This window comes from Niastella vici (assembly GCF_002077945.1).
Lineage (GTDB): Bacteria > Bacteroidota > Bacteroidia > Chitinophagales > Chitinophagaceae > Niastella > Niastella vici.
This window is the reverse complement of the sequence record NZ_LVYD01000024.1, coordinates 102,460-126,599: the sequence shown is the minus strand read 5'-3', so window position 1 is coordinate 126,599 and position 24,140 is coordinate 102,460. Positions and strand designations below refer to the sequence as shown.

At 44.4% G+C, this 24,140-nt stretch carries 19 protein-coding genes; 16 read left to right on the top strand and 3 right to left on the bottom strand.

Features of this window, described 5'->3' with window-relative positions; genetic code table 11:
- Window positions 1-154: 154 nt before the first annotated feature.
- The 6 genes from A3860_RS08020 (at window position 155) to A3860_RS07995 (ending at window position 7,668) form a co-directional block, all read left to right on the top strand.
- Window positions 155-1,846: a T9SS type A sorting domain-containing protein gene (locus tag A3860_RS08020; RefSeq protein WP_216823405.1), complete on the top strand. Its 1,692-nt coding sequence runs from the start codon at window positions 155-157 to the stop codon at window positions 1,844-1,846.
- A gap of 144 nt (window positions 1,847-1,990) precedes the next feature.
- Window positions 1,991-2,650 (top strand): hypothetical protein, encoded by a 660-nt coding sequence (locus A3860_RS08015; RefSeq protein WP_081146035.1) that lies wholly within the window; start codon window positions 1,991-1,993, stop codon window positions 2,648-2,650.
- A 371-nt stretch (window positions 2,651-3,021) separates the two neighbouring features.
- The gene (locus A3860_RS08010) at window positions 3,022-5,835 is read left to right on the top strand and encodes an Ig-like domain-containing protein (RefSeq protein ID WP_081146034.1); all 2,814 of its coding nucleotides are present in this window, start codon (window positions 3,022-3,024) and stop codon (window positions 5,833-5,835) included.
- A gap of 106 nt (window positions 5,836-5,941) precedes the next feature.
- A complete protein-coding gene (locus tag A3860_RS08005; protein WP_081146033.1) occupies window positions 5,942-6,703 on the top strand; it encodes a hypothetical protein in 762 nt (253 codons plus the stop codon).
- A gap of 9 nt (window positions 6,704-6,712) precedes the next feature.
- On the top strand, window positions 6,713-6,997 hold the full coding sequence (locus tag A3860_RS08000; protein ID WP_143774003.1) for a hypothetical protein: 285 nt from the start codon (window positions 6,713-6,715) through the stop codon (window positions 6,995-6,997).
- Between the two features lie 143 nt (window positions 6,998-7,140).
- A complete protein-coding gene (locus tag A3860_RS07995) occupies window positions 7,141-7,668 on the top strand; it encodes a penicillin-insensitive murein endopeptidase (RefSeq protein WP_216823404.1) in 528 nt (175 codons plus the stop codon).
- 4 nt (window positions 7,669-7,672) lie between these two features.
- Here A3860_RS07995 and A3860_RS07990 read toward each other — a convergent pair whose 3' ends face one another.
- Entirely contained in the window at window positions 7,673-8,566 is an 894-nt protein-coding gene (locus tag A3860_RS07990) for an NmrA family NAD(P)-binding protein (protein ID WP_081146030.1), read from the bottom strand.
- 81 nt (window positions 8,567-8,647) lie between these two features.
- Here A3860_RS07990 and A3860_RS07985 point away from each other — a divergent pair, with 81 nt between their 5' ends.
- Window positions 8,648-9,046 (top strand): winged helix-turn-helix transcriptional regulator, encoded by a 399-nt coding sequence (locus A3860_RS07985; protein ID WP_081146029.1) that lies wholly within the window; start codon window positions 8,648-8,650, stop codon window positions 9,044-9,046.
- 1 nt (window position 9,047) lies between these two features.
- On the opposite strand, the gene A3860_RS07980 is transcribed toward A3860_RS07985, so the two are convergent.
- Window positions 9,048-9,731, bottom strand: coding sequence for a 3-keto-disaccharide hydrolase (locus tag A3860_RS07980; RefSeq protein ID WP_081146028.1), 684 nt, complete (start codon window positions 9,729-9,731; stop codon window positions 9,048-9,050).
- A 105-nt stretch (window positions 9,732-9,836) separates the two neighbouring features.
- Here A3860_RS07980 and A3860_RS07975 point away from each other — a divergent pair, with 105 nt between their 5' ends.
- From A3860_RS07975 to A3860_RS07930, 8 genes are all read left to right on the top strand, one after another.
- Window positions 9,837-10,487, top strand: coding sequence for a hypothetical protein (locus tag A3860_RS07975; protein WP_081146027.1), 651 nt, complete (start codon window positions 9,837-9,839; stop codon window positions 10,485-10,487).
- A 109-nt stretch (window positions 10,488-10,596) separates the two neighbouring features.
- The gene (locus A3860_RS07970; protein ID WP_216823403.1) at window positions 10,597-11,199 is read left to right on the top strand and encodes an RNA polymerase sigma factor; all 603 of its coding nucleotides are present in this window, start codon (window positions 10,597-10,599) and stop codon (window positions 11,197-11,199) included.
- 70 nt (window positions 11,200-11,269) lie between these two features.
- Window positions 11,270-12,487, top strand: coding sequence for a FecR family protein (locus A3860_RS07965; RefSeq protein ID WP_081146025.1), 1,218 nt, complete (start codon window positions 11,270-11,272; stop codon window positions 12,485-12,487).
- A 251-nt stretch (window positions 12,488-12,738) separates the two neighbouring features.
- Entirely contained in the window at window positions 12,739-16,323 is a 3,585-nt protein-coding gene (locus A3860_RS07960; RefSeq protein ID WP_158085167.1) for a SusC/RagA family TonB-linked outer membrane protein, read from the top strand.
- An 18-nt stretch (window positions 16,324-16,341) separates the two neighbouring features.
- Complete coding sequence (locus A3860_RS07955) at window positions 16,342-17,823, top strand: RagB/SusD family nutrient uptake outer membrane protein (protein WP_081146023.1); 1,482 nt, start codon at window positions 16,342-16,344, stop codon at window positions 17,821-17,823.
- A 20-nt stretch (window positions 17,824-17,843) separates the two neighbouring features.
- The gene (locus tag A3860_RS07950; protein WP_158085166.1) at window positions 17,844-19,088 is read left to right on the top strand and encodes a TlpA family protein disulfide reductase; all 1,245 of its coding nucleotides are present in this window, start codon (window positions 17,844-17,846) and stop codon (window positions 19,086-19,088) included.
- Window positions 19,089-19,510: 422 nt separating this feature from the next.
- Complete coding sequence (locus tag A3860_RS07940; protein ID WP_081146020.1) at window positions 19,511-20,146, top strand: DUF6266 family protein; 636 nt, start codon at window positions 19,511-19,513, stop codon at window positions 20,144-20,146.
- Between the two features lie 390 nt (window positions 20,147-20,536).
- Complete coding sequence (locus A3860_RS07930; protein ID WP_081146018.1) at window positions 20,537-21,316, top strand: PI-PLC domain-containing protein; 780 nt, start codon at window positions 20,537-20,539, stop codon at window positions 21,314-21,316.
- A gap of 114 nt (window positions 21,317-21,430) precedes the next feature.
- Here the strand turns inward: A3860_RS07930 and A3860_RS07925 are convergent, their stop codons facing one another.
- Window positions 21,431-23,245, bottom strand: a complete 1,815-nt coding sequence (locus A3860_RS07925) for a bifunctional metallophosphatase/5'-nucleotidase (protein ID WP_081146017.1) — start codon at window positions 23,243-23,245, stop codon at window positions 21,431-21,433.
- A gap of 213 nt (window positions 23,246-23,458) precedes the next feature.
- On the opposite strand from A3860_RS07925, the gene A3860_RS07920 reads away from it, so the two are divergent.
- A complete protein-coding gene (locus A3860_RS07920) occupies window positions 23,459-23,884 on the top strand; it encodes an SRPBCC family protein (RefSeq protein WP_081146016.1) in 426 nt (141 codons plus the stop codon).
- Window positions 23,885-24,140: the final 256 nt, after the last annotated feature.

Below are 24,140 nucleotides of genomic sequence, written 5' to 3'. Positions count from 1 at the left end.
TAATTAAGACCAAAAGGCCCGTATTACCAAACGGGTCTTTCTTTTGCCGCTATTGATCCAAACCCCCATACCTATGTTAATCAAATCTACCCTTTTTACAAGCCTGAATCGGTTACACCGTGCCTTCATTATTATTTGTTTTGCTATAACCTGTTTGCTTTTTTATTCAATTGATATCCAGGCGCAACTTACGCTAACGGGTGGGCAAACAGTTTCGCTTAATTCTACAGTTACCTATCCTTCCGCATCTATTACCGGCGCCAATACGACGCTGACTTTGGGTAGCAGTGCCAATGTAAATGTAACGGGTGGCTTTACCTGGCTCGACCAACCCTCATACATCAGCATAGCTTCAGGTGGTGCGCTCACCATCGGTGGCAATTTGCAGGGCGATGGCAATACGGGTACAAATAACAATTATTATCCCTGTTTAAATACAGCAGGGCTTACATCGCAGGCTATGATCATCGATTGCCGGGGTAACCTTACTGTAAATGGCAACCTGGCGGCAGGCAGTTCAACCAAGCGGTTCAAGAACTGGGTATTTCTGCATATTTACAGCGGCGCTACTGTAACGATGAATGGAAACGATAACGTATTGGGTCCCAGAGCAATTATTTATGTGCACAACGGCGGCACCCTCAAAGTGAACGGCACCAGTTTGCTGGTAGAATATGCTTACAGTCGAATTGAAGTGGAAAGCGGTGGAACTATGAATGCAGTTAACCTTACCGTAAATGGTAACGGATCAACTGTTGTTACCAGCGCCTGCTCAACCAACCCATCTCCTTACGATGGAGTTGCCACCACCACCAATCCGCCTTATACTTCATTAAACGTCAATGGTACACTGAATGTTAGTGGCAATTTGTCGGTGAACGATGCCGCGGTGAGTACATCGGCCATGACAGCCGGTACAGGGCATTTTACAATAGGAAGTGCGGGGGTAGTAACGGTTGGCGGTAATTTTATAAATGGGTCTGCTCCCACAACAACCGGTTCCGATACCACTACTGTTAATGGAACGCTCACCGTTACAGGTAATGCAACAAATAACAGCATCCTGAATATCGGCAGCACTGGAGTGATGACCGTTAATGGCAGCACCGGTTTGTTGAATAATACCGGAAGTGTCTATGGCGTATCGGTGATCAACGCAGATGGAAAATTGAATGTTGCCACCAATATAACCAACAACGGACTTATCAATGTCAATGCAACGGGTTTTGTAAAAGCGTTTTCGAACCTGTATAATAATACGATTGCAACGTATGGCGTTGCCATTATTACCGTTATCAACAACCTGTATGTGCAGGGGAATATTACCAATAATGATATAGTAAGGGCAATTTGTCCGCCCGGCGATACCGCTGCTTATGTAGCATGGGGTAGCGCCTGGATTTCGGGAGCGCATGATACGGTACAAAACTATTCATCAGGAACAAAATATTATACAGGCATACAGGTACCCCCGGGAAATGCCCTGAACATGTGTACGGGGAACCAGGCGCCCCTGGCTATTGTGCTGGCAATACCCGATGGAAGCCTGCCAATCAACAGAACACCGGTAAACCGCCTGATGGATAATTTACCTGTAATAAACCTGCGGCCATCTGTTACCAGCCAGCCATGGTTAAAAGTATTTGTGAACCTGCCGGCTAAAGAACAATTGTACCTGCAGGTGACCGATGTAACAGGCCGTTTGCTGATTCGCCAACCCGCAACAGCCGAAAAAGGAGATAATACTTTTACCCTCGATATCTCCCGGTTGAGCAAGGGCCTGTATTATGTGCAGGTATTGAATCATGGAAGCCTATACAAAACTTTGATAGCCCTGAAAAAATAGCTGACCTGTACTGATGAACACCACAAGGGGCCGTCTCTGAAATAAGGGGCGGCCTTATTTGGCTCCTTCCGGCTTTTGCAACTCATTGTGCCAACCATTTTGAGATACAGTTAACCGTGATTATATTTAGGCTATTTTTTTATCATGAAATATTTAATTATTCTTCCGGTTTTCCTGGTTATTTTTTATTCCTGCAGCAATAGCACCAAACCTGCCCCGGTTTCAGCCACAACCCCAGACGCTGCCGGTGCGGTTATTAATACAAAAGAGGAATTGCCAATAAAAGACTTCATCAAAAAGTTTAAAGTAGTTCCGTTTCCGTTTTATTATTTAGGCTGGGCCCGTAATGAGTATTATAGAAACCAGTCCTTTAAGCTGAAAAAGAATTCTACTGATACGTTATTCTTTAAAATGGAACCAGACGCTCCGGTTTATGGATATGCCCTGTTAGCCGATACCTCAAAATTTTATTCATTGATCTATTTTGGAACGGGTGAAGAAATTTATCCTATCCTGGTTACCTATTCTAAAACCGGCCGGCAATTAAGCCAGGAAACATTACTGGTACATGGGTGTGGTTCTGATTGTGGTCTGAAGTATTGCTCGTATACAGCACAAATAGATAAGGATCTGAGGGTATATATTGCCGATACACTTAAATATGATGGCATGTGCGATAGCACCGGTAATTATAAACCCGACAGCGACTCAACCTTCGTATTCGCAAAGAGAGGACAGGTAGATGAAGCCGGGACCATCAAACTGGGTGAAGAAGCTACTCAAAGTTTTAAGGGAATTCGCTAATGACAGCGCAATTATGTTCATAAATAAATAACCCAACAGGGACATTTACTATTGGTAGCAATTTGCTAAACAGGATATCTTTAGTGTTCATGATAAAAACCTGTCCCATGATAAAAATTATACATCAAAGAACGTAGGCGCTACTATTGCTCCACACAAAAAGCATTGAATAGAACGGGTTGTACATAAGTGTCTCCCCAACCAGGTGTACGATCCCTTTCCATAACAGCCGTTTCGCGCCGGTAATACCTTCTTCTTCACTACGCCGCTACGGTAAATAGGTTTCAGCCGCGCAATCAGCGCGCGGACCGATACCCTCTGCACTTTCCCCTCCAACTGATCTTTCATTTAACCATTAAAAATCGAGTATTATGAAAAAACTCTCTCTTTGGCTCATTGGCACATTGCTGCTGGGCATGGCCGGCTATAGCCAGGTAAAACCGGTAAAGCTGGGCGCTGCATCAGATGTGCTGGCTTCTTTTCGCAAACAGATCAATACCTCACCGCAGCAACGTAGCGCAGGCAGGCTGTCGTTGCGCACCAGTGGTACCGATTCACTGCCCGGTAAAATAAACTTCCGGCAATCACTGTCGGCCACACAGGAATTTTTTGTAGGTGAAATTGAGAACGTACCGGGCTCTTCCTTTTTTATCCGTATTGAAGGAACCAGCGTTCAGGGGAACATCATTTTACGTAACAGTAAAAAAGCCTACACGTATTCTTCCGATGATAACGGCAATGTGTACATTACTGAAACAGATATTCACAAAGTGTTGTGTATAGATTTTGACAAGGCGCCGGCAAGCGCCAGCACCAGCGCTGCAGCAGCTGCATTAACCACCGGGCAATTGTACAGCCTGCAAAGTTATTCAAACGCCAATGGCTGCGTTTTGCTCGACTTCGACGGACAGTATGTATCAGGAACCGCCTGGAACAGCGGCAACCCTATTGATGCGGCAGCATCTACATTGACCGATGCTGAAAAATATGAAGTGTGGCAATTGATCAGTGAAGACTACAGCCCTTTCAAATTGAATATCACTACCAGCGAAGCCGTGTATAATACGTATCCGGCCAACAGACGCATGCGTTGCATTTTTACACCTACCAATACAGCAGCGCCCGGCGCGGGCGGTGTGGCATTTCTGAATTCCTTTACCTGGGGTAATGAAACGCCCTGTTGGGTTTTTAATGGTGGCGTTAAAGGTGCTGGTGACGCAGCAGCTCATGAAGTAGGTCACACCTTTGGATTGAGCCACGATGGCAGAACAAGCCCGGTTGAAGAATATTACCTGGGGCAGGGGAACTGGGCGCCCATTATGGGAGCCGGTTATTATGTGCCCATCGTTCAATGGAGCAAGGGCGAATATGCCAACCCCAGCCAAACACAGGACGACCTGGCAATCATTTCCAATACAGCCAATGGAGTAGGGTACCGTACTGACGACTATGGCAATACGAGAACGGCTGCGAAGGCATTGTCGGTAAGCGGAACCGGAAGCGCTTTTATTTCTGGAATTATTGAAACCACCAGCGATGTGGACTATTTTTCATTCACTACAACTGGTGGGGCGGTTTCGTTGAACATCAACCCGGCAGCTAACCATCCCAATCTTGATGTGCTGGCAACTTTATATGACAATGCAGGTACTTTTATTGCTTCGTCGAACCCTGATGATTTGTCGGCCGGCCTGAGCGCCACCCTGGCAGCAGGAACTTATTATATCTCTGTTACCGGTGTAGGCTATGGTGACCCCGCCACTACAGGTTATACCAATTATGGCTCCCTGGGTTATTATTCAATCAGCGGTACTATAACCGGTGGTGCGGCAAACTCCGTAACCACTTTTTATAAAGATTGCAATTATTCAGGCAGCTATGCTGTAAGCCTGGCGCCCGGAGCTTATACCGTGCAGGACCTGGTGGCAAGCGGTATAGCCGACAAAGACATTTCTTCTTTCACCATCAATAGCGGCTATGAAGTATTGCTGTATAAGAACAATGCCCTGCAAGGCAGTTATACCGCATTTACCGCCAATACCGCCTGTTTGGTAAGTAATAATCTGAATGATTCTATTTCTTCGCTTCGCATCAGATCGCTGACTAACCAGGCGCCTGCTGTAAGCTTTGTAAAACCAGCTTCGGGTGGTCAGTACCTCGCTCCGGCTACTGTTGGTATTACCGTGAATGCCTCAGATGCAGATGGTACCATCAGTAAAGTGGAGTTTTACAATGGCGGTACCAAACTGGGTGAAGCAACAGCCTCCCCTTATTCATATAGCTGGAGCAATGTAGCAACCGGTTCGTACACGCTGACAGCCATAGCTACTGATGACCGCGGCGGACAATCATCGGCACAGGTAACCATTACGGTCACCAATGTACCGGTGGCCACTGTATATTCAGATTGCAATTATAATGGAACTGCGGTAGGGCTGTTGCCAGGCAATTACACTTTAAGCCAGTTACAAAGTCTCGGTGTTTCCAACGATGCTATTTCATCATTGAAAGTGAGCGCCGGCTACCAGGTGCAGTTGTTTGCAGATAATGATTTTGCAGGAACTTCCGTGACCATTACGGCCGACAATACCTGTTTAACGGCAAACAGTTTTAATGATCTTACCTCTTCATTAAAAGTAAGTGCAGTAGGTGCGGTTACAGGAGCTACGGTGTATAAAGATTGCAGCTATGGCGGTACTTCAACCGCACTGGCTCCGGGCACCTATACCCTCACGCAGTTGCAGGCTCTGGGTATTGCCAATGACGAAATTTCATCATTGAAGGTGAACAGCGGTTATCAGATACAATTGTATGCCGATGATAATTTCCTGGGTAATTCCCAGTCGTTTGGCGCCGACAATTCATGTTTGGTGACCAATGGCTTTAATGATGTTGCTTCTTCCGTGAAGGTGTATGCGGTAGCGCCGGCTAAGCCACAAACAGGATTGATAACAGCCAATAACACCCTTCAGGTTTATCCGAACCCTGTATTGAATGAATTGCGGTTCCGGAGTACGGAAGACCTGACAGGCGCCCTGATAAAAGTGTATGATTTCTCCGGAAGAGAAGTGTTCCAGACAAGGAATACCAATAACCGGATAAATGTAACGCGGCTTTCAGCAGGTGTGTATACAGTAACGGTTATCAAGAACGGAAAGATTGTTTCCGGCCGGTTCATTAAATAAAGATTGAAGGTGAATGACCCTCCTACCGGCCTGGCCGGTAGGAGGGTTTTTTATTTGGGGTTATCAGCGTATATTTAAGCGTTAACCCAGCCTTTATATTCCGGTCATGAAAAATTTTGTTATAAGCGTAATCGCTGTTCTCTTTTTGAGCCTTACCTGTCAGGGATCCATCGATTCATTTATTGTCAATCGTTACAGGCAAATAGTTAAGCTGATTGAAACAGGCAATGCAAAAGAATTGTCGAAGTTAATAGCCTATCCGGTGAAGCGGGAAAACCCGTTGCCCGATATAACCAGCGCTGCTGAATTTGTTTCCTACTACAAGATACTATTCGACAAAGTATTTAAAGACCAGTTGAAACAATATAATGACAACATAATTTTCCAACACAATGGAGATTATGGGTTAGTAGGTGGTGGTCTTAATGGTGAGATCTGGATAAATGAGAAAGGTAAAATTATTGCGATTAACTATAGTTCAGCAGAAGAGCAACAATTGAAGCAGGCCTTGAAAGCCAAAATTAAAAAGGAGATGCATCCCGATGTTAAAGACTGGAAAGAAAACAGGCTGGTTGCCAGATCAGAGAAGTTATTGATAAGAATTGATGAAACTGAAAAGGGAGTGAGATATAGCTGTTGGAGCAAGGGAAAGAAAATGATTGACCAACCGGATATCGTTCTATATAATGGCATTGAAGAAATGCATGGCTCCCAGGGCGGATGGAGCTGGACATTTAAAAGCGGCGACTGGACGTATGTCGTTGATAATGTTCAAATATGTGGAGACACCGAAGAATGTGGCCTCTTTCTACGTTTATTGTTGAAAGGTCAGGATCATTCTGTAATCAAATTAAGAGAGATTAAGTAAAAACACTTCATGAAACGAATGATCATAAAGGCTATCATAATAATCGCTGCGGTATACTTTGTTATTTGTGCATTGTTATATGTATATCAGGAGAAACTGATCTTCTTTCCACAAAAGCTGGATAAAAATTACCGTTTTGGGTTTGCGCAACCATTTGAAGAGCTTAACCTAGTAACGAATGACAATACACATCTACATGGACTGTTGTTTAAAGCAGACAGTTCAAAAGGGCTGATATTTTATTTACACGGCAATGGCGGAGCACTCGATTCCTGGGGCTTTGTAAATTGCTGACATTTATTGTGCTCTACTTACTGACGACCTTTATCATTGTACCTGTATTGGCCAAACCATTTGGCCGCGTACAACTTCCGGTTACGGCTACAAATAACCTGCGGCCTTTAACATTTATGACCTGTTTGTTAAACAGGAATTATGTGAGAAAAGATTTGAGGAATGTTGCATATAGCGTGGCCAGTGAAATGAACAAAAAGTACCCGGGTACAGTAATTAATTATTTAGATGCAAACTTCCCATTTGTTAATGGCTTTCCATTATTTCCGCATCTGAGCCATAACGATGGAAAGAAAATGGACCTGGCATTCTGTTATAAAGACAAGCAATCGTTACAGGAAACCAATGCTACGCCATCACCCATTGGCTATGGTATTTGTGAAGAACCTACAGCTGCCGAAAAGAATACGACTGATTTTTGCGTGCAACAGGGATACTGGCAATATAGTTTACTGAAAAGCCTGATGCCGCAGGGTAGAAAGAAGGATTTTGTATTTTATCCTGAAAAAACAAGATCCCTCGTTGAATTATTTGCCCACGATAACAGGATCGGCAAAATATTTATAGAACCTCATCTGAAATTGCGCCTGCAATTAACCAGCGATAAAATACGGTTCCATGGCTGCCAGGCAGTGCGGCACGATGATCATATTCATGTACAGCTTAAATAACAATTTACCCGCCGTATTGATAGGCCCGGGCAAATACGGGTGCAAATTCAGCAAAGCTCCGCCTGCCAGTAATAGCATGCGTATTTTGTTGGTAGTGTTTGGCAAGCAGTCCTTCCCTGATGGCTATACCCATATCAACTATATAGTGTTGCGCCGCATCTTTTGAAAACCCGTTCTGTAGCAAACCCTGCAATAATTGTTCGTCAGAAAAGGGGATCCATTTTAATTCAGGCTTGCCGATGGCAGTGCCTAATAACTCAGCTACTTCCCGGCCGCTTTTTGTATCACTAACAATGTATTGAATATTCTTTCCTTTGAATGAAAGCGTGTGCAAAGCTGCTGCTGCCGCATCGGCAATGTCTTCGGGGTGCGACATAACCATGTTGATATCTTCACCGAAATTGTTACCGATAATACCCTGGTATTTTATTAAGCCAATACTGCCAAAAAAATTGGAATAAAAACCGCCGGGCCGCAGGTGCAATACATTGATAGCTGGTAATTCGTCGAGCCAGGTTTCCAGGTTCTGATAATTAGTAAGCGGTGGGTGGCCTGCCAGGGCAGAACCGGAACTGCTTAAATTCACTACATGCTGAATACCGGTTTCCTGTACGGCTTTTGCATAATTCTTACCCACGGCAATAGTAAACGCTTTGTAATCGGGGGCGCTGAAATTAGGGGGTATCATCAGGTAAACGGCATCGCTTCCCTGGAACGACTGCTTTACAAAGTCATAGTCTTCTACAGAACCGGTCAGGGGAGTAGCCCCCAGTTTTTTAATATCATCGGCTTTTGCCGCATTGGAGCTGATAACCGATACGTTATGGCCCTGTGCTACTAATTGTTGGGTAAGCGGCCGGCTGATATTTCCTAAAGAACCTGTAATGGTGATTTTCATTTTAATATTTGTTTGTTTTGTTGCACAAACTTAAAATGATACTTACTTTTGTACAAGTACTTACCCCAAAGTATGTATACTATGGCAGCCATTAAAGAAGCATCTACTGTTCAGGAAAATAAAAGCCAGGCATTTGTAGCCTGCCCGGTAACGTTTGTAATGGAGAAGGTTGGCGGTTACTGGAAACCGATCATTTTGTTCAATTTATTATCCGGAACAAAACGGTATAATGAATTGAAGCGATCGATCCCTACCATTACCGAAAAGGTACTGATACAACAATTAAAGCAACTCGAAAACGACGGATTGCTGATTAGAAAGTCGAAGCCGGTGGTACCGCCTTATGTTACGTATGAGCTGTCAAAATCAGGTAAAGCATTAAGACCGGTACTTTATGCCATGGCTGAATGGGCCGTAAACAACAGCGGCCGGCTGGGAAAGACCTTCTCGAAACAGATGAAAGATTTTCCGGTGGAGTAATTTATTTTAAAGGCGTCATTTCAATTTTGCGGAACTCTACTTCTGAACCTTCCGCCTGCAAGGCTATTTGTCCTTTTGCGGCAGTGCAGTTATAGCCATCATTCACCAGGTCATTATTCACCCATACTTTTATAGTATTGCCTTTGCATTCAATGACCATCGTATTCCATTGGCCTAATGGTTTTTCAGAACTATCTGTCAGGTTCAGGATGCGGCGCTTTTTCCCTTCCGAAACACCCCATTCAGTTTTAGGGCCGCGGCGTTTCTCCATGTCGGGCACTGTTATATCTTCCTGAATACACCAGAAATCACCGGCATTATTATGTTCCATTTGCACCTCTATTGATTTGGGGAACATTTGGTAGAGTGCCCGGGGTGTTGAAGCAAAAACAAGTACCCCGCAGTTGCCGGGTTTGCCGGGAAAACGGTATTCTACCCGCAACCGGTAATTTTGGTATACTGAATCTGTAATTAAATGTCCCCTCGGTTCGCCCAGGCTTACCAGCATACCATTGCGCACGATAAAAGGGCTTTTCACAGTAGTGTTCGTGTCCATAGCCGGAACATCTGCATGCCATCCCCGCAGGTTCTCCCCATTGAACAGCGCCAAAGGAATGGCCTGTGAGCGGGCAGTGCTAAAGATAGTGCTAATGGCAATGATCGTTAGAAGGGAATATTTTTTCATATAAGTGTGACTAATAAGGTTATTGTGGTACTAAATATAGAAAAATACTGGTAAACTGCCATTTGATTTATTAATTTGGAACCGTTCAATCAACATCCCCAGGCAATGAAGATCTTCTGTACTTTTTTGTTCCTTATTCTTGTAAAGCTGGTAAATGCACAATTCGCCATTATTGATGATAAAGATGGCTATTGTAATGTAAGGGTTAACCCAGAGAAGGGGAATAACATAATTGATAAATTAGAGAATGGTTGTATTGTTTTATGTGGTGAAATCAACGGGAATTGGGTCGACGTTTTCTATTTAAAGAATAATGAGGAGCCTGACGGCTATGTTTATAATAACCGGCTGAAAATGATCTCCGCATACGGGGAACTTCCCATTCTTTCAAAAAGCGATGGTACATACATGTTTGGTAAGGACTCGATTAGAGTTAAAGTAGCAAAGCAAAAATTTGATAAGGGAAAGAACCAATTAATAAATGGCAAAACCTATTGGGGTAACGATGGCGGTGTTCCCCGGTTTGCATACCAATCAATTACAATTACCCGGGGAAATAAAATAATTGAGTTACCTAAAACTGCCTTCGACGACCTTTTTGAGCCAGGCCTGCATAATACAAAAGTTAATTACGATGGGGCAAACGACATTCTTTATATCCAGGCCATGAATGGCGATGGGGCAGGCGGCTATGGAGTGATGTGGAGAATTGTAAAAGGAAAATATAAAGACCGGTTGGTATTACATGGGTTTTAACCCCGCCTAAAAAAAGCCGCAATAATTCAAATTAAAATAACATTATTGTTATTTTCGTGTAAACCTTATTCTACCTGACCATTTTACAAGACCCATCCCACCTAAATTATTGGCCACGGTAATTCCATATAACGAACAGCAACTATTGAACGGCTTACGGCAAGGCGACCAGGCATGTTTTGACCAGTTATATAGCCTGTATAGTGAACGGTTGTTTGTTAATCTGCTAAAACTCGTTAAGCATCCCGAAACAGCCGAAGAGATTTTGCAGGATATCTTCATCGTGGTTTGGGAAAAGCGCAATACCATCGATATTCATACCAGCATTCGCGCCTATCTGTTTCGCATTGGAGAAAATAAGGTGTATGATTTTTACCGGAAGGCGAGGCGCGATAAAGTGTTGTACGCACATGTAAAAGCCGCAGCCTCAGAACAATATACGCATATTGAAGAAAGCCTTTTATTCCGCGAGAACGAGCAGTTGCTGCAGGCAGCTGTAGCTTCCTTACCTCCCACACGCCGCCAGGTGTTTGAGCTCTGCAAATTGCAGGGGCAAACCTACGAACAGGTAAGTAACCTGTTGGGGATTTCTACTTCCACCGTCAATGACCATATCGTAAAAGCCACGCGTAGTATTCGCCAGTATTTTTATTCGCACGACAATTCAGCAGGCGCCCTGTTGTTGTTCGCTGCCTGGCTGGCACATAAATAATTTTCAAAAAAACTTTTTATGGCAGCAGATGACTGGCTTTTGCCAAACGTCTATACTATAAACCGTAGTTGTGTCACAACCTTCGTTTACCGAACTTTTTCAAAAATATATTAACCAAACCTGCACCCCCGCAGAGGTAGATCAGTTATTTGAGATGATTGAAAATGGGGAAGAGGGGGCTGCCGGAAAAGAACTGTTGAAAGAACATTTCCAGAACAATCTGGAGCCCACAGGCTATACAGATGAGGCCTTGCGTGAACGGCTGCAGAACCGGTTCCAACAAATTCAACAACAAATCGCTGAACAACAGCCTGCTGCAAAAAAAGTAAGCCTCGCCTGGCGTTGGATGGCGGCAGCAGCTGTAATTATTATACTCGCAGGCGGTGGTATTTGGTATTGGCTTACTACAACAACCCCACCGCCCGTTGTGGCAAAAACGGAACCTGCTGATATAATGCCTGGTAGTGATAGAGCAATTCTTACGCTGGCCGATGGAAAAACCATTTCACTCGACAGCTCCAAACATGGAACGCTCGGCCAGCAGGGGCAAACCACTGTTAACCAACAAGGCCGTCAGCTTGTTTATGATGCTGCTGAAGCGTCGAATGCCGCACCAGGAGAATTGCTTTATAATACTTTGACCACACCACGGGGCGGGCAATACCAGCTTACGTTGCCCGAGGGATCAAAAGTATGGTTGAATGCTGCTTCTTCTATCCGTTTTCCGGCAACATTTAATGACTCGGCCCGGATAGTATATATAACCGGTGAAGTGTATTTCGAAGTAAAGCCACAGTTCGGGAAGAATGGAAAGAAGGTTCCCTTTAATGTTATGATTCCGGGAGAGGCCGAAGTAAAAGTGCTTGGTACCCACTTCAACATAAATGCCTACGAAGACGAACCGCATGTAACAACCACTTTGCTTGAAGGCAAGGTAAGTATTAACCGTCCGGGAACAGCCAGCCCTGCTTTCCTGCTGCCAGGTCAGCAGGCGCTGCTTACCCCGCAAAACAAACAGGTGCAGGTGATCAGCAACGCTGATGTTAAAGGAGTAATGGCATGGAAGAATGGTTTGTTCCGGTTCGATGGTATAGAGCTGAAATCAATGATGCGGCAACTGGCACGCTGGTACGATGTGGAGATCAGCTTTGAACCCGGCGCCCCCGTTACAGAACTTTTTAATGGCGCTATGCAAAGAAGTTTACAATTATCGCAGGTATTGAAGGGTATGCAGGCCATGGGTATCCATGTAAAAAAAGAAGGAAAACATTTGATCGTAATGCCGTAGCCATGAAAAGGCTTCGCTATAGTTGATAACCCACAATTAAAAAGCCGGGTGTGGTGGAACACATCCGGCTACATTTCGGGTTAACTAAAAAGGTCTCAGCAAAGACTCATTTATTATTAAACCAAAACTGTTACAAAAGTATGCATTTTAAGGCGCTTTGTAACCGGAAAGGTATTGCCCGTTTGCGGCCGTTTACGGCTGGCAGGCTGGAGCATAACCGCTCCCGGTTACTTCACCAAACACTGCGAGTAATGAGATTAACCGCGATCATTTTACTGGTTTCTGTACTGCACGTAAGTGCTACGGGGTTATCCCAAACAGTAACATTAAAGGTCAGGAACGTATCCCTTGAAAACCTGTTCGACAACGTGACCAACCAAACCGGTTATTACTTCTTTTACCGTCCCGGTCAGTTAAAGGGTTCAAAACCAGTGAGTATTCAAGCCGAGGATGTGCCCCTGGAAGCCTTTCTGCAACAGGTGTTTAAAGAGCAGCCTGTAACGTATATGGTCCAGAACCAAACCATTTTCATAGTAGCAAAAACAGATACTGCCGCCCACAATAAAAAGCCGGCGGCGCCTCCGGTCACCCTTCATGGTGAAATACGGGATAGCCTTGGGAATGCCATGCGTGGGGCTTCTGTAACATTACTTCCCGGAAATGCGCAGGCTATTTCCAATAAGAATGGCGAATTTGTTATAGGCGGTATAGAACCAGGCCGTTATGTATTACGGGTTTCTTATGTAGGTTATGAAACGTTCTCCCTGCCCGTAAACGTAACAGCAGAAAGCAATGCAGTAGTTAAAGTGGTGCTGAAACCTGAAGTCAGCAACCTCACGGAGATCACCGTTTTTAACAACGGTTATCAAACGCTTCCGAAAGAAAGAAGCGCCGGCAGTTTCAGCAAGCCCAAAATGGATATTATTTATAACCGCAGTACCAGCATGGACCTCATGCAACGCCTCGAAGGCCAGCTACCTGGTTTGGTAATATATAATGCGCCTAATCAAAATGGCAACCCCATTACGGTACGCGGTAATAGTACCATCAATGCCGATAAATCGCTGTTGTATGTGGTTGATGGAATGGTGGTCAATGATCTGTCTGATATAAACCCCAACGATGTACAGGATGTTACCCTGTTGAAAGATGCAACGGCGGCTTCCATCTGGGGTAGCCGGGCCTCCAATGGTGTTATTGTGATCGTTACAAAAAAAGGTTCTTTTGGCGCCAACAAGCTAAAAGTAGAATATAACGGATTTTACAATATGCAAGGCAAGCCCGATATTGGATACCTGCCTTACATGCGCAGCCCTGAGTTCATTCAAACCATGAAGGAGCTGTTTGCCGACCCTGCTTACCTCACTGCCAATACTTATGCTTCGGCAAACACAGTCGTTAGTGGTAACAATCCGATCATGCCGCATGAACAGATCCTCTTTAAACAATACCGGGGACTCATTAGCGAAGCCACTGCCAATGCGCAATTAGATAGTCTGGCAGCCATCGATAACCTGAGCCAGATCAAGGATACCTGGTACCGGAATGCATCGCTCAGCAACCATACCGTTTCGGTAAGAGGCGGTTTTGGCAACTACAGCTTGTATGGTTCGCTGGCTTATACCAACACCACCACCAGTACACCGGGTGAAAAGAACAATGCTTATAAAATAAACATCAGGCAGGATCTGAATGTGAGCAAAAGAGTAACTGTATACCTGATCTCGAACCTGGTGAATACCGTTACATCGGCTGCACGGCCAATTTCACCGATCACTACCAGGTTCGTACCCTACCAGTTATTTAAAGATGGGGATGGCAACAGTATTTCCATGCCCTGGATCTACCGCACCGATTCATTAACCGCATTGTATCAAACAAAAAGCGGTTTGAACCTGAATTATAATCCGCTCGATGAAATGAATTATGGTAATACAAAAGGGAATACATTCCATGCCAATTTAACGGGCGGTATCACCGTAAAGCTCATCAAAGGGCTTCGTTTGGAAGGGGTGTATGGCCTTATGCAGGGAAACTCAAAAACAACTGCTTTTGACAGCCAGAAAAGTTTCACGGTAAGGAATCAGCTGGCTGCGTTTACGGTACCTGCTGCCACTGCAGGCGCTTCGCCTACCTATTATTTGCCAACCACAGGTGGCATACTGACCACCTCCAATTTGAATCAGCGGAATTTTACCATTCGTCATCAATTGGTATATGACCTTACTATTGGTAATGGCGATCATCAACTCACTATGCTGGCCGGTCAGGAAGCTAACAGCACCTTTACCAATACCAACACTTCGGTAGCCCGTGGTTACGATCCCCAATTGTTAACTTCGCAACCGATAGATTATGTTACCCTGGGTACCGGTATATCGGGTACGGTATTTCCATCGTCTCTTATAAGGAGCTCGCTTACTAATGATTCCTATAAAGAGTTAGAAGCAACGGCCCGCACAACTTCCCTGTACGGTAATGCTGCGTATACTTATTTAAGAAAGTATACGATCAACGCCAGTTTGCGTAGCGATAAATCGAATTTATTTGGTCAGGACAGATCTGTACAAAGCAAACCCATTTGGGCTGTTGGGTTGGCCTGGCAAATTGCCAAGGAACCGTTTATGGAACATATTACCTGGTTAGACAACCTTACCTTAAGGGCCACGTATGGATTATCGGGTAATCAGCCCTCAAAAACGCAATTCTTTGCAGCCGCCTATGATATAGCCAGCGGATCTACCAATTTATATGCACCCGGCGGTATAAGTTATTCCATCTCTGCATATGCCAACAAGAAGATCACCTGGGAAAGTACCAAAAATTATAACCTGGGGCTCGATTATTCATTCCTGAAAGGCCGGTTATTGGGAAGTACCGACCTGTACATGCGCCGCACTTCCAATTTGATCGGCGATGAGCCTACCAATGCGTTTGGGGGTGTGTCTTCCATTACCGGCAACCTGGGTGATATTCATAATACGGGTGTTGAAACAAAATTAACTTCTGTGAACATGAGGGGAAAGAACTTCACCTGGTCTACTACCCTGGTACTATCGTACAACTACAATAAAGTAACCAAACTGTATATTGCCAATCCCCAAACCTCAGCGCTGCTGTTTATGAGTACCCGGTATGCCGAGGGTTATTCATCCTATGCGCAATGGGGCTATAGATTTAAAGGCCTCGACAATGTAGGCGATCCATTGGTTGAGCTGGCAGACGGCACCATCACTAAAAAGCCCGGCGCTTTGGCAAGTGACCTGGTGTATATGGGTACCTGGCAACCAACATGGAGTGGTGGGTTCAGTAATAATTTTCGCTACAGGAATTTTCAGCTTACCTGTAATATGATCTACAATTTCGGCGCAACGATCAAACGGGATGCCGTTGGTTTAAATACATTTACCGGCCAGTTGACTGGCAGAACCTCAACAACTGCCGGTCAGTTCCTGGGAAATTTGTACACCGACTTTAACAAGCGCTGGAAAAAACCAGGTGATGAAACCATTACCAACATTCCGGCCTATATTCCCAGCTCCAGCATCAGCAGCACCCAACGGTATGTGTTATACTACGCCAATGGCGATATCAACTATTTTGATGGCGCCTATATAAAAATGCGGGACCTTAATTTGTCGTATACCCTGCCGCCGCAAATAGTAAGCCGTTTACGGGCTGAAGACATCACTTTCAGGGCAACCCTGTCGAATGTTATGGTGTGGAAGGCTAATAAGTATGGCATAGACCCGGAATTTCATAATTCTACATCGGCCGAGCGAACTGTGCCCACTGCTCAACATAGTGTTGCGCTCGGGGTAAACATGCGGTTCTAATCAATTAAAAATTACGACATGAAAACAAGTATTGTAAACATATATAAAACCACCCTTTGTGTACTGGCTGTATCGGGCGTGGTATCGTGCAGCAAGAGTTTTTTGGATATTAAACCTAAAGGCAAAGTGATTGTGCAGGCTACCGCTGATTATGATCTGCTGTTGAGTTCGTCAGGATTGTCTGCTAATAGTGTTGATGTGGGTGTGCCCATGGGCGATGAAGTGATTGCTTTTGATAATTATTTTTCCAGTGCATCAACCCGTAGCCAGCGTCTTTTCCGTTGGGACGATGTAATTTATGATGATGGCTTTTTTGCCAATGAAATGTCAACCTTAATGGCCAGTTTGTATACCTATAACAAGATCATCAATGAAGTAATGTCTTCAACAGATGGTACAGAAGCCGATAAGAAAGCGCTTTTGGCGGAAGCCAGGGTCAACCGGGCATGGACCTATTTTAATTTGATCAATATGTATGGCAAGCCGTACAATGCCGCTACCGCCGCTACCGACCCCGGCTACCCGATCGTAACTGCAGCAGATGTAACAGAAACAAAGTTTACGCGCGCCTCGGTGCAGGAAGTATATGATTTTATTTTGAGTGACCTAACCGAATCAATCCCCAACCTTCCCGTGACCATCCGTACTCGTATCAGGTTTGGTAAAACGGCCGCTGAATTATTGCTCGGTAAAGTGTATGTTTTTATGGGCAAATTTGATGCGGCCAAACCTTACCTGGAAGCGGCGCTTACCGACCTGGCCACTACCGGCGCAGGGACAACCCTTACTAATATGGCATTGTACGATTTCAATGTTACCATGATCCCTGCTGGTACCTGGGGTTGGAATGCTACCTCCTACGCTTCAGGATCTTTCAGTGGTACGCCTGTTCCGGCCTATTATACAGAGAATATAGTCTGCCGCCAGGTTACTCCCATGTCATGGGCCGTTAGCGCCAATGAATATACAATGAGTCCGCAGGCGGCTCAATTGTATACAACCTCCGATAAACGGCTGAACTATTTTACCACTAAACCATTCGGTGTTACTACCGCTTATCCATTATCGGGTGCACTTCGCCGTAACGGACCTTCGGCATTACTGAATGGCATGACCATTCCCGAACTGTACCTGTTGCGGGCCGAAGTGGCCGCCCGGTTGGGAGACACTACTACAGCTATTGCCAGCCTCAAAACCCTGCGGGTAAAAAGAATGAGCGCCACAGATGCGAACGCCATTCCTGTTGGAATGACGCAATTGCAGCTGATACAGTTCGTGCTGAACGAAAGGCTCAGGGAATTTGCTCTGCAGGGTTACCGCTGGTTCGATATGAGAAGATTGTCGGTTGACCCGCTGTTTTCCTCAAATACCTATACTCATACATTATACAGCCCAACAGGTATGGTAAGTGCAACGTATACTTTGCGGCCCGAACGGTTCACCCTGCAGTTGCCCTCGGCCGTAATAGCGCAAAACCCGGGTATGGAAAATAATCCGTAACTCTTATAATGATGAATTATATGAACAAACTGATTGGTGTTTTAATTTGTATTGGCTTTTCGATAACCGGGTGGGCGCAAACAGATACCACCGACCGGCCCCTGATGCATGAGATCGTTGCCGCGAAATTCTTTCTGGCGCCGGTAGAGAAAAAAATAGCGTTCACAGAAACCTGGTTAAAACAATTTCCCGACACTGCCCGTTCGGGAAAATTAGCCGAGGCATACGATATGTTGCGTTCTGAAATAGCACTGACCTATTTTAAAGCTAATGATAAAGCAGCCGGGTTGAACTGGCTTCAGCAATTACGCACGGCAGAAGGAAAGGTTGGGGCTGGAATAAAAATAGGTAGCTATTTACTGAGCCAGGATGAAAAAGCATATGCAGGCGTAGTGGAATCTAAATTGCGCCCTATGGTCGATAGTGTTAGCAACGCTTTCAAAAAAGACAGCACTGGCAAAGACACGTATAACACCCTGATGCCTGTGTATGTAAAATGCCTGCAGGTATTGGGCAAGAATGATAGAATTGTTTATTACCTACAGCCCCTGTACAAAGCAAATGGTCAGCAATTTCCTTCCGATGTAACAACACGTATAATGACCAAACCGGAAGATTATAAGCTTACTGATAATCTTGCATACACATATGGCATGGCGCTGGCTGCAACCGGCCAATCGAAAGAAGCCGTTGCTGTGTTGGCCCGCATGTATTTAACCGGCGAAGAAACCTCAGAAAAGGTACTTGCCGATATCAAGGACGCCAGCAGTAAAATACCAGGCGGCGAGGCTTATTTCAATCACCTCACCGATTCGGTGCATAGCTATTATAAAGCAAAACTCACCGCTTTTGCGGCGGTGAAAAATGTTGATTTAAATGCGCTGAAAGGCCGTTATGTGTTGCTTGATTTCTGGGGTAGCTGGTGCAGGCCATGCCGGGCAAGTCATCCGCATCTGAAAGAGTTATACGCGAAATACAAAGACAAGGGATTTGAAATAGTGGGTATTGCTTCAGAGCACGCCAAAACAAAAGAAGATTGCATTGCAGCCTGGAAAAACGCCATTGCACAAGATGGAATAACCTGGTTACAGGTGTTGAATAATGAGAACGCAGTGAAATTTGATGCGGTGAAAGAATACAGTGTTACTGCATTTCCCACAAAAATATTGCTCGATAAAGATGGTAATATTATCGGCAGGTTTGTGGGTAATGGTAATAGTGGCGAGGCTTTTTACGCCCGGCTTGCGCAGTTATTAGACAATTGAAAAACCCTTATAGATCGTACCCTTTTAAATTGTACCCTTTCCAAACAGTCCCCTGGGAAAGTATAGTCATCGGTGAATGATCATTGGTTAAGGCTTGAAACCTGTACCTGTCCATGAAAACTACGGCGACCACCACGCACTGCGTTTGGGTCGCCTTTTTCTTTGTATGGGGTTGCCAGGTGGGCAAGGTAGCCAGGGCGCACAGAAGCCTTCCTGGGGACTGAACACTAATTTGGTTTGTTCTTTCTTTATAAAAACACAGACCAAACATAGAGCTAACGCACATCAAACCCAGACCAAACCCAGGCATTTGCTGTGTTTTATATGTGTTTCATGTACGTTATGTATATTTTTATTTTGTATCTGTATGAAACTAATTTATATTGTGTTACTAATCATTTAATCATTAAACTATAACATGTATGGCTACTTATTATAATGGCATAAATGGGGCCTTCAGGGGCAAGGTGGGAACGGTGATAGGGTCATCCAGGAAAGGAAAACCCTATATGAAGTCGCTGCATAAAAAGCGTACTATACCAGCGCATAAAATGGAGCAACTCAACCGTAACAAATTCGCCATGGCGCACCGGTGGCTGCAGCCGGTTACAGATTTCGTGAGGGCCGGTTATAAGGGTTATACCGATACGGTTGAAGGTTTTCTGGCAGCAAAGTCATACCTGTTAAAAAATGCTTTTGAAGGCGAAGGTGCTGAAATGAAAATCAATCCTGCATTGATGAAAGTAAGCTATGGAGACCTGCCTTTACCCACTAATATAACCACAGTAAAAACAGCCCCTGATGAATTACAGGTTTCCTGGGATGCGTGCGATCAGAAGGCCGACGATGCTGCCGACCAGGTAATGATCCTGGCTTATGATATTGACAATGGCGTGGCAGCATATAAAATCACCGGACAGTTGAGGTATGCAGGAATCGACAATCTATTCATTCCTCCAGCTGATCCTGAAAGAACTTATCACATATACGTTGCATTTGTTGCGGCCGACCGAAGCCGGCAGTCAATGAGCGTATACCTCGGTACCATCAGTAATTAATAATACGTTTAGAAAGATCACAATTACATAATGGATCAATGGCTGTTGTTGACCGCTATTGATAATGATGTTGCACGACGGAATTTTTTGTTATCAGGTTGCATGCATTAATTATTGTTTTTCAAACATTTTATTAGCGGCAATGGGTATAGTGCATATTTTTCAGCAATATATTTTACTTGTTTTCGTTTAATTTTTTCAATTACAGAAAACCTGCTTATGATATAGTACTTTTCTATAAACAGGTATTGTTTTTGTAGATAGGTGTGAAAATGACATTTAAATTTGTATTTTGCACGCATTCCAGTCATTTTACTCCGATTGCAGGATGTATCCGAATTGCCAGATGATCATTTATTTAAACCTGCAAAAAAGATCGAATCCAATTTTATGCGAAAGTTATTGTTATTAGTTGCTTTTTCTTACACAGCGGCCTTTGCTCAACCTAAAACGTATTCAACAGCCAATGCGCATTCGCACAACGATTACCAGCAGTCGGCGCCTTTGTTTTCTGCCTACAACCTGCAGTTTGGTAGCGTTGAAGCAGATGTGATATTAGCGAATGATGAGCTGCTCGTGGCACACACTGAAAGAGATGTTCCGCAACACCGTACACTGGAAGAACTGTACCTGAAGCCAATTCAGGGATACATTCAGGCCAATAAAGGCTATCCATATGCAGATACTTCCCGCAAACTGATATTGATGCTGGATATTAAATCTGAAGCCATTCCAACTTTAAATAAAATAGTAGATATATTACAAAAATACCCTGAGCTTATTCATACACCCAAGTTCAAGGTATTGATCAGTGGTAACAAACCCGATCCTTCCAGCTATATCTCTTTTCCTTCTTTTGTAGTGTTCGATGGTTTGTTAAGCACCCGGTATTCAAAAGATGCATTGAGCCGTATCATTATGCTCAGCGATAACTTTGTTACCTATTCAACCTGGAAAGGAACCGGTCCAATTCCCGAAAATGTTTTCGAAAAACTGCAGAAATTAATTACCAAGGCGCATGGATTAGGCAAGGAAGTTCGTTTATGGAACGTGCCTGATTTTGATGATGCCTGGTCGAAAGTGATTGAACTGGGTGTTGATTATATTGATTCAGACAGTATCAAGGCCCTGGCCCAATTCCTGAAAAAACAATCAGGCAAAGCCAGTTAATCGTTGTATAAAATATTTTACAAAAGTGGGTCGCTCTTTAAGGGCGGACCCATCTTTTTTTGCACTAAACGTTTAAGGTTAAGCCTTTCGCCGGCCCGCAGACGACCCACTTTTTTATCTGAATTCATATCCCAGGCCCATTACCTGGGTAAGCAGGTTGGCCGGAGCATCAGTGGCGGTACATCGTCCTTCTATAACAGGCGCAATAGGCGAGTGCTGCGCCAGGTATTCCTCAATCACCTTGTGCATGGTTTCTCCCATTAAATGCGGGCTCCTGACGCCCTGCATGCGGCAAATAGTGGTGTCGGGGTCGCCTTCCCGCTCACAGGCTACAAAGGTGTATTCCCGGTTCGGTTCAACCGGCTTTCCACCCACTTTAATATAATTGACCCTTTTCCCGGCCTCATTCCCTAATGTAAAATTTACTTCCATTCCTTTAAAGCGCACCACCCAGCCACCCAACCGTTTGGCCGGATCTTTGGCAAATGCATTTTCCAGTTCGGTTTCCATCCAGGTCCATAATTGCTGGCCGGTAATGGTACCTTTTTTTGCTTCACTGTCTACGGGTAACATGCTCCATAAATAATCAACCGTAATTTCTGCCATACCGGTTGCAGGGTTGGGGATCAGGGGCGGACAAAAACGAAACCCATTGCTGAGCGCTATATCGGGTTTGAACTTCCACATAATGGCATCGGTGATAAAATTATCCATCGGGGTTTCAATAACATAATACCTGATCAATGGATTTTTTGATTGGCCGATCACCCGGCTCAGCTCTTTTTTATAAGGCTCGCTGGCTTTATTGATCAACTGCTTCATTTCCCCGTCTGCTTTGTATTTCTGCGGATCAACATCCAACAACTGATAGGTGTGGTCTTTTATAATGCCATTTTCAACAACGATATCGAGTTTGGCAATAAAGGAACCGAACGCGCCGGGCTCCGTTACTTTTGCATATTGGCCCTGTACCGGTTGGCGAAGCCGTTCATGCGTATCGGCGCCGAGGATGTAATCAACTCCTTTTATTTCGCTCTTATTCGATAAGCCGAATTGTTGCGCCAGGCCCATATGGGTCATCAGGAATACCAGCTGGCAATTTTCGTATTCCTTTAAGATCTTAATATACTTTGCAACATTGGTTTCAGGTGCAGTGAATTTTATGCCATCACAATAAGCGGGCGATTGCCGTTTGGGAGTTAACGGATCATTATAACCGATAAACCCCACTTTGATGCCGGCAATATGTTTTACGAAATAAGGCGGAAAAATAAGGTCGCCCTTCATGTCATCATTGGTATCATGATACATATTGGCGCATACTTTCACTGCATCATAACCAAACATATCTTTCATCATCATTTCCTTTCCATACACTACTTCCCAGTTACCGGGCAGCATAATATCATACCCGATATTGTTCATCAGGGGTACAATGGCCCTGCCTTCACTCAGGGCTGCAATACCGCTTCCCTGAAAGCAGTCGCCGCCGTCTAATACCAGGGTATTGGCCGCATTTTGATTTCGCAAGGCGTTTATCATTGTTTTGAGATGGGCCAGCCCGCCCCGCTTTTTATAAACCGGTTTGCCCTGCTCAATAAAGAACTCATCGTGCGTCATGAGTTGTGAATGTATATCGGCCGTATGTAATAAAGACAACAGGTTGGCCTTGCCATTTTGTACGGCTTTGTTTTGCTGCATTTGCTGCGCCTTATAAGCCGCTTCATCAGTATGTAGGGCAGCCGCCGCCAGCGGGGTAGTTACCAGTCCGCCCCCTATACCCAGGCCAAGGCCCAGGCGGCCTGCTTTCTTTATAAAATCACGGCGGCTGTTTTCAGACAGTTCAATATGCAGGTCTTTTTCTGCACGGCTTATCTCGTGATCATGACAATTAGCACAGCTGCATTGAGGTAAGTGAGTAAGAGACATATTGCAATCGTTATATTTATTAATGGGTGGTTGTAGGCTGAACAGGCTAAATTGCCGGAGTTTTCAATAAATAGCGCCATGCGTGTGGGGCAAACACAACAAGTCACAAATCACCCCTTCTTTGTCTCATTTACACAGCATGGAAATTGAAAATTGGCGGTAAGTTTGTCCTGTCAATCGAATAACATACTTAACCAATAAAAAAAGAGAAAAATGTCAACAACTAATGTAACAAAGATCACAGTACAAAGCACTATTAATGCTCCGGTTGAAAAAGTTTGGAATTTCTGGTCATTACCTGAGCATATTACACAGTGGTGTGCCGCTTCTGACGACTGGCATGCACCCAAAGCAGAGAATGATTTAACAGTTGGCGGTAAATTTTCGACCCGAATGGAAGCCAAAGACGGCAGTTTTGGGTTTGATTTTGGCGGTGTGTATGACGAAGTAAAGAAAAATGAGCTCATCGAATATACAATGGGCGACGGCCGCAAAGTGGTGGTTACCTTTTCAGGCAGTGGAAATGAGACCAAAGTGGTGGAAACTTTTGATGCCGAGAACACGCATTCTATTGAAATGCAACAGGGCGGCTGGCAGGCGATTTTGGATAATTTTAAGAAGTACACAGAGACCAATTAAGATAGGTGTATTCATTTGTGTGTATAGCCATGAGAAAGTAGGAGGTAAAGGTAAGAAGTAGGAAATACAGTTGAAAATAATTAGAGACTACCCTTATCGGGTTCTTCATACTTCCTACTTCTTACTTCGTTTTTTTAGAATCCGTGAGCCAATACCAAGAAGAAAGCCCCTTTCAAAGTACAGATCGTACTTTTTTCAGTCGCCCCCGTAACAATCTTAGTTACAAATGTTACTCTTCAGCAATAATAGCGCTCTT

Excerpts from the sequence above, each read along its gene's own strand:
- A3860_RS07930 (WP_081146018.1), top strand. The coding sequence starts at position 20,537 with ATGCGAAAGTTATTGTTATTAGTTGCTTTTTCTTACACAGCGGCCTTT.
- A3860_RS08000 (WP_143774003.1), top strand. The coding sequence starts at position 6,713 with ATGAAACGAATGATCATAAAGGCTATCATAATAATCGCTGCGGTATAC.
- A3860_RS07980 (WP_081146028.1), bottom strand. The coding sequence starts at position 9,731 with ATGAAAAAATATTCCCTTCTAACGATCATTGCCATTAGCACTATCTTT.
- A3860_RS07955 (WP_081146023.1), top strand. The coding sequence starts at position 16,342 with ATGAAAACAAGTATTGTAAACATATATAAAACCACCCTTTGTGTACTG.
- A3860_RS08010 (WP_081146034.1), top strand. The coding sequence starts at position 3,022 with ATGAAAAAACTCTCTCTTTGGCTCATTGGCACATTGCTGCTGGGCATG.
- A3860_RS07990 (WP_081146030.1), bottom strand. The coding sequence starts at position 8,566 with ATGAAAATCACCATTACAGGTTCTTTAGGAAATATCAGCCGGCCGCTT.
- A3860_RS08005 (WP_081146033.1), top strand. The coding sequence starts at position 5,942 with ATGAAAAATTTTGTTATAAGCGTAATCGCTGTTCTCTTTTTGAGCCTT.
- A3860_RS07940 (WP_081146020.1), top strand. The coding sequence starts at position 19,511 with ATGGCTACTTATTATAATGGCATAAATGGGGCCTTCAGGGGCAAGGTG.
- A3860_RS07925 (WP_081146017.1), bottom strand. The coding sequence starts at position 23,245 with ATGTCTCTTACTCACTTACCTCAATGCAGCTGTGCTAATTGTCATGAT.
- A3860_RS07960 (WP_158085167.1), top strand. The coding sequence starts at position 12,739 with ATGAGATTAACCGCGATCATTTTACTGGTTTCTGTACTGCACGTAAGT.
- A3860_RS07975 (WP_081146027.1), top strand. The coding sequence starts at position 9,837 with ATGAAGATCTTCTGTACTTTTTTGTTCCTTATTCTTGTAAAGCTGGTA.
- A3860_RS07920 (WP_081146016.1), top strand. The coding sequence starts at position 23,459 with ATGTCAACAACTAATGTAACAAAGATCACAGTACAAAGCACTATTAAT.
- A3860_RS07985 (WP_081146029.1), top strand. The coding sequence starts at position 8,648 with ATGGCAGCCATTAAAGAAGCATCTACTGTTCAGGAAAATAAAAGCCAG.
- A3860_RS08015 (WP_081146035.1), top strand. The coding sequence starts at position 1,991 with ATGAAATATTTAATTATTCTTCCGGTTTTCCTGGTTATTTTTTATTCC.
- A3860_RS07950 (WP_158085166.1), top strand. The coding sequence starts at position 17,844 with ATGAACAAACTGATTGGTGTTTTAATTTGTATTGGCTTTTCGATAACC.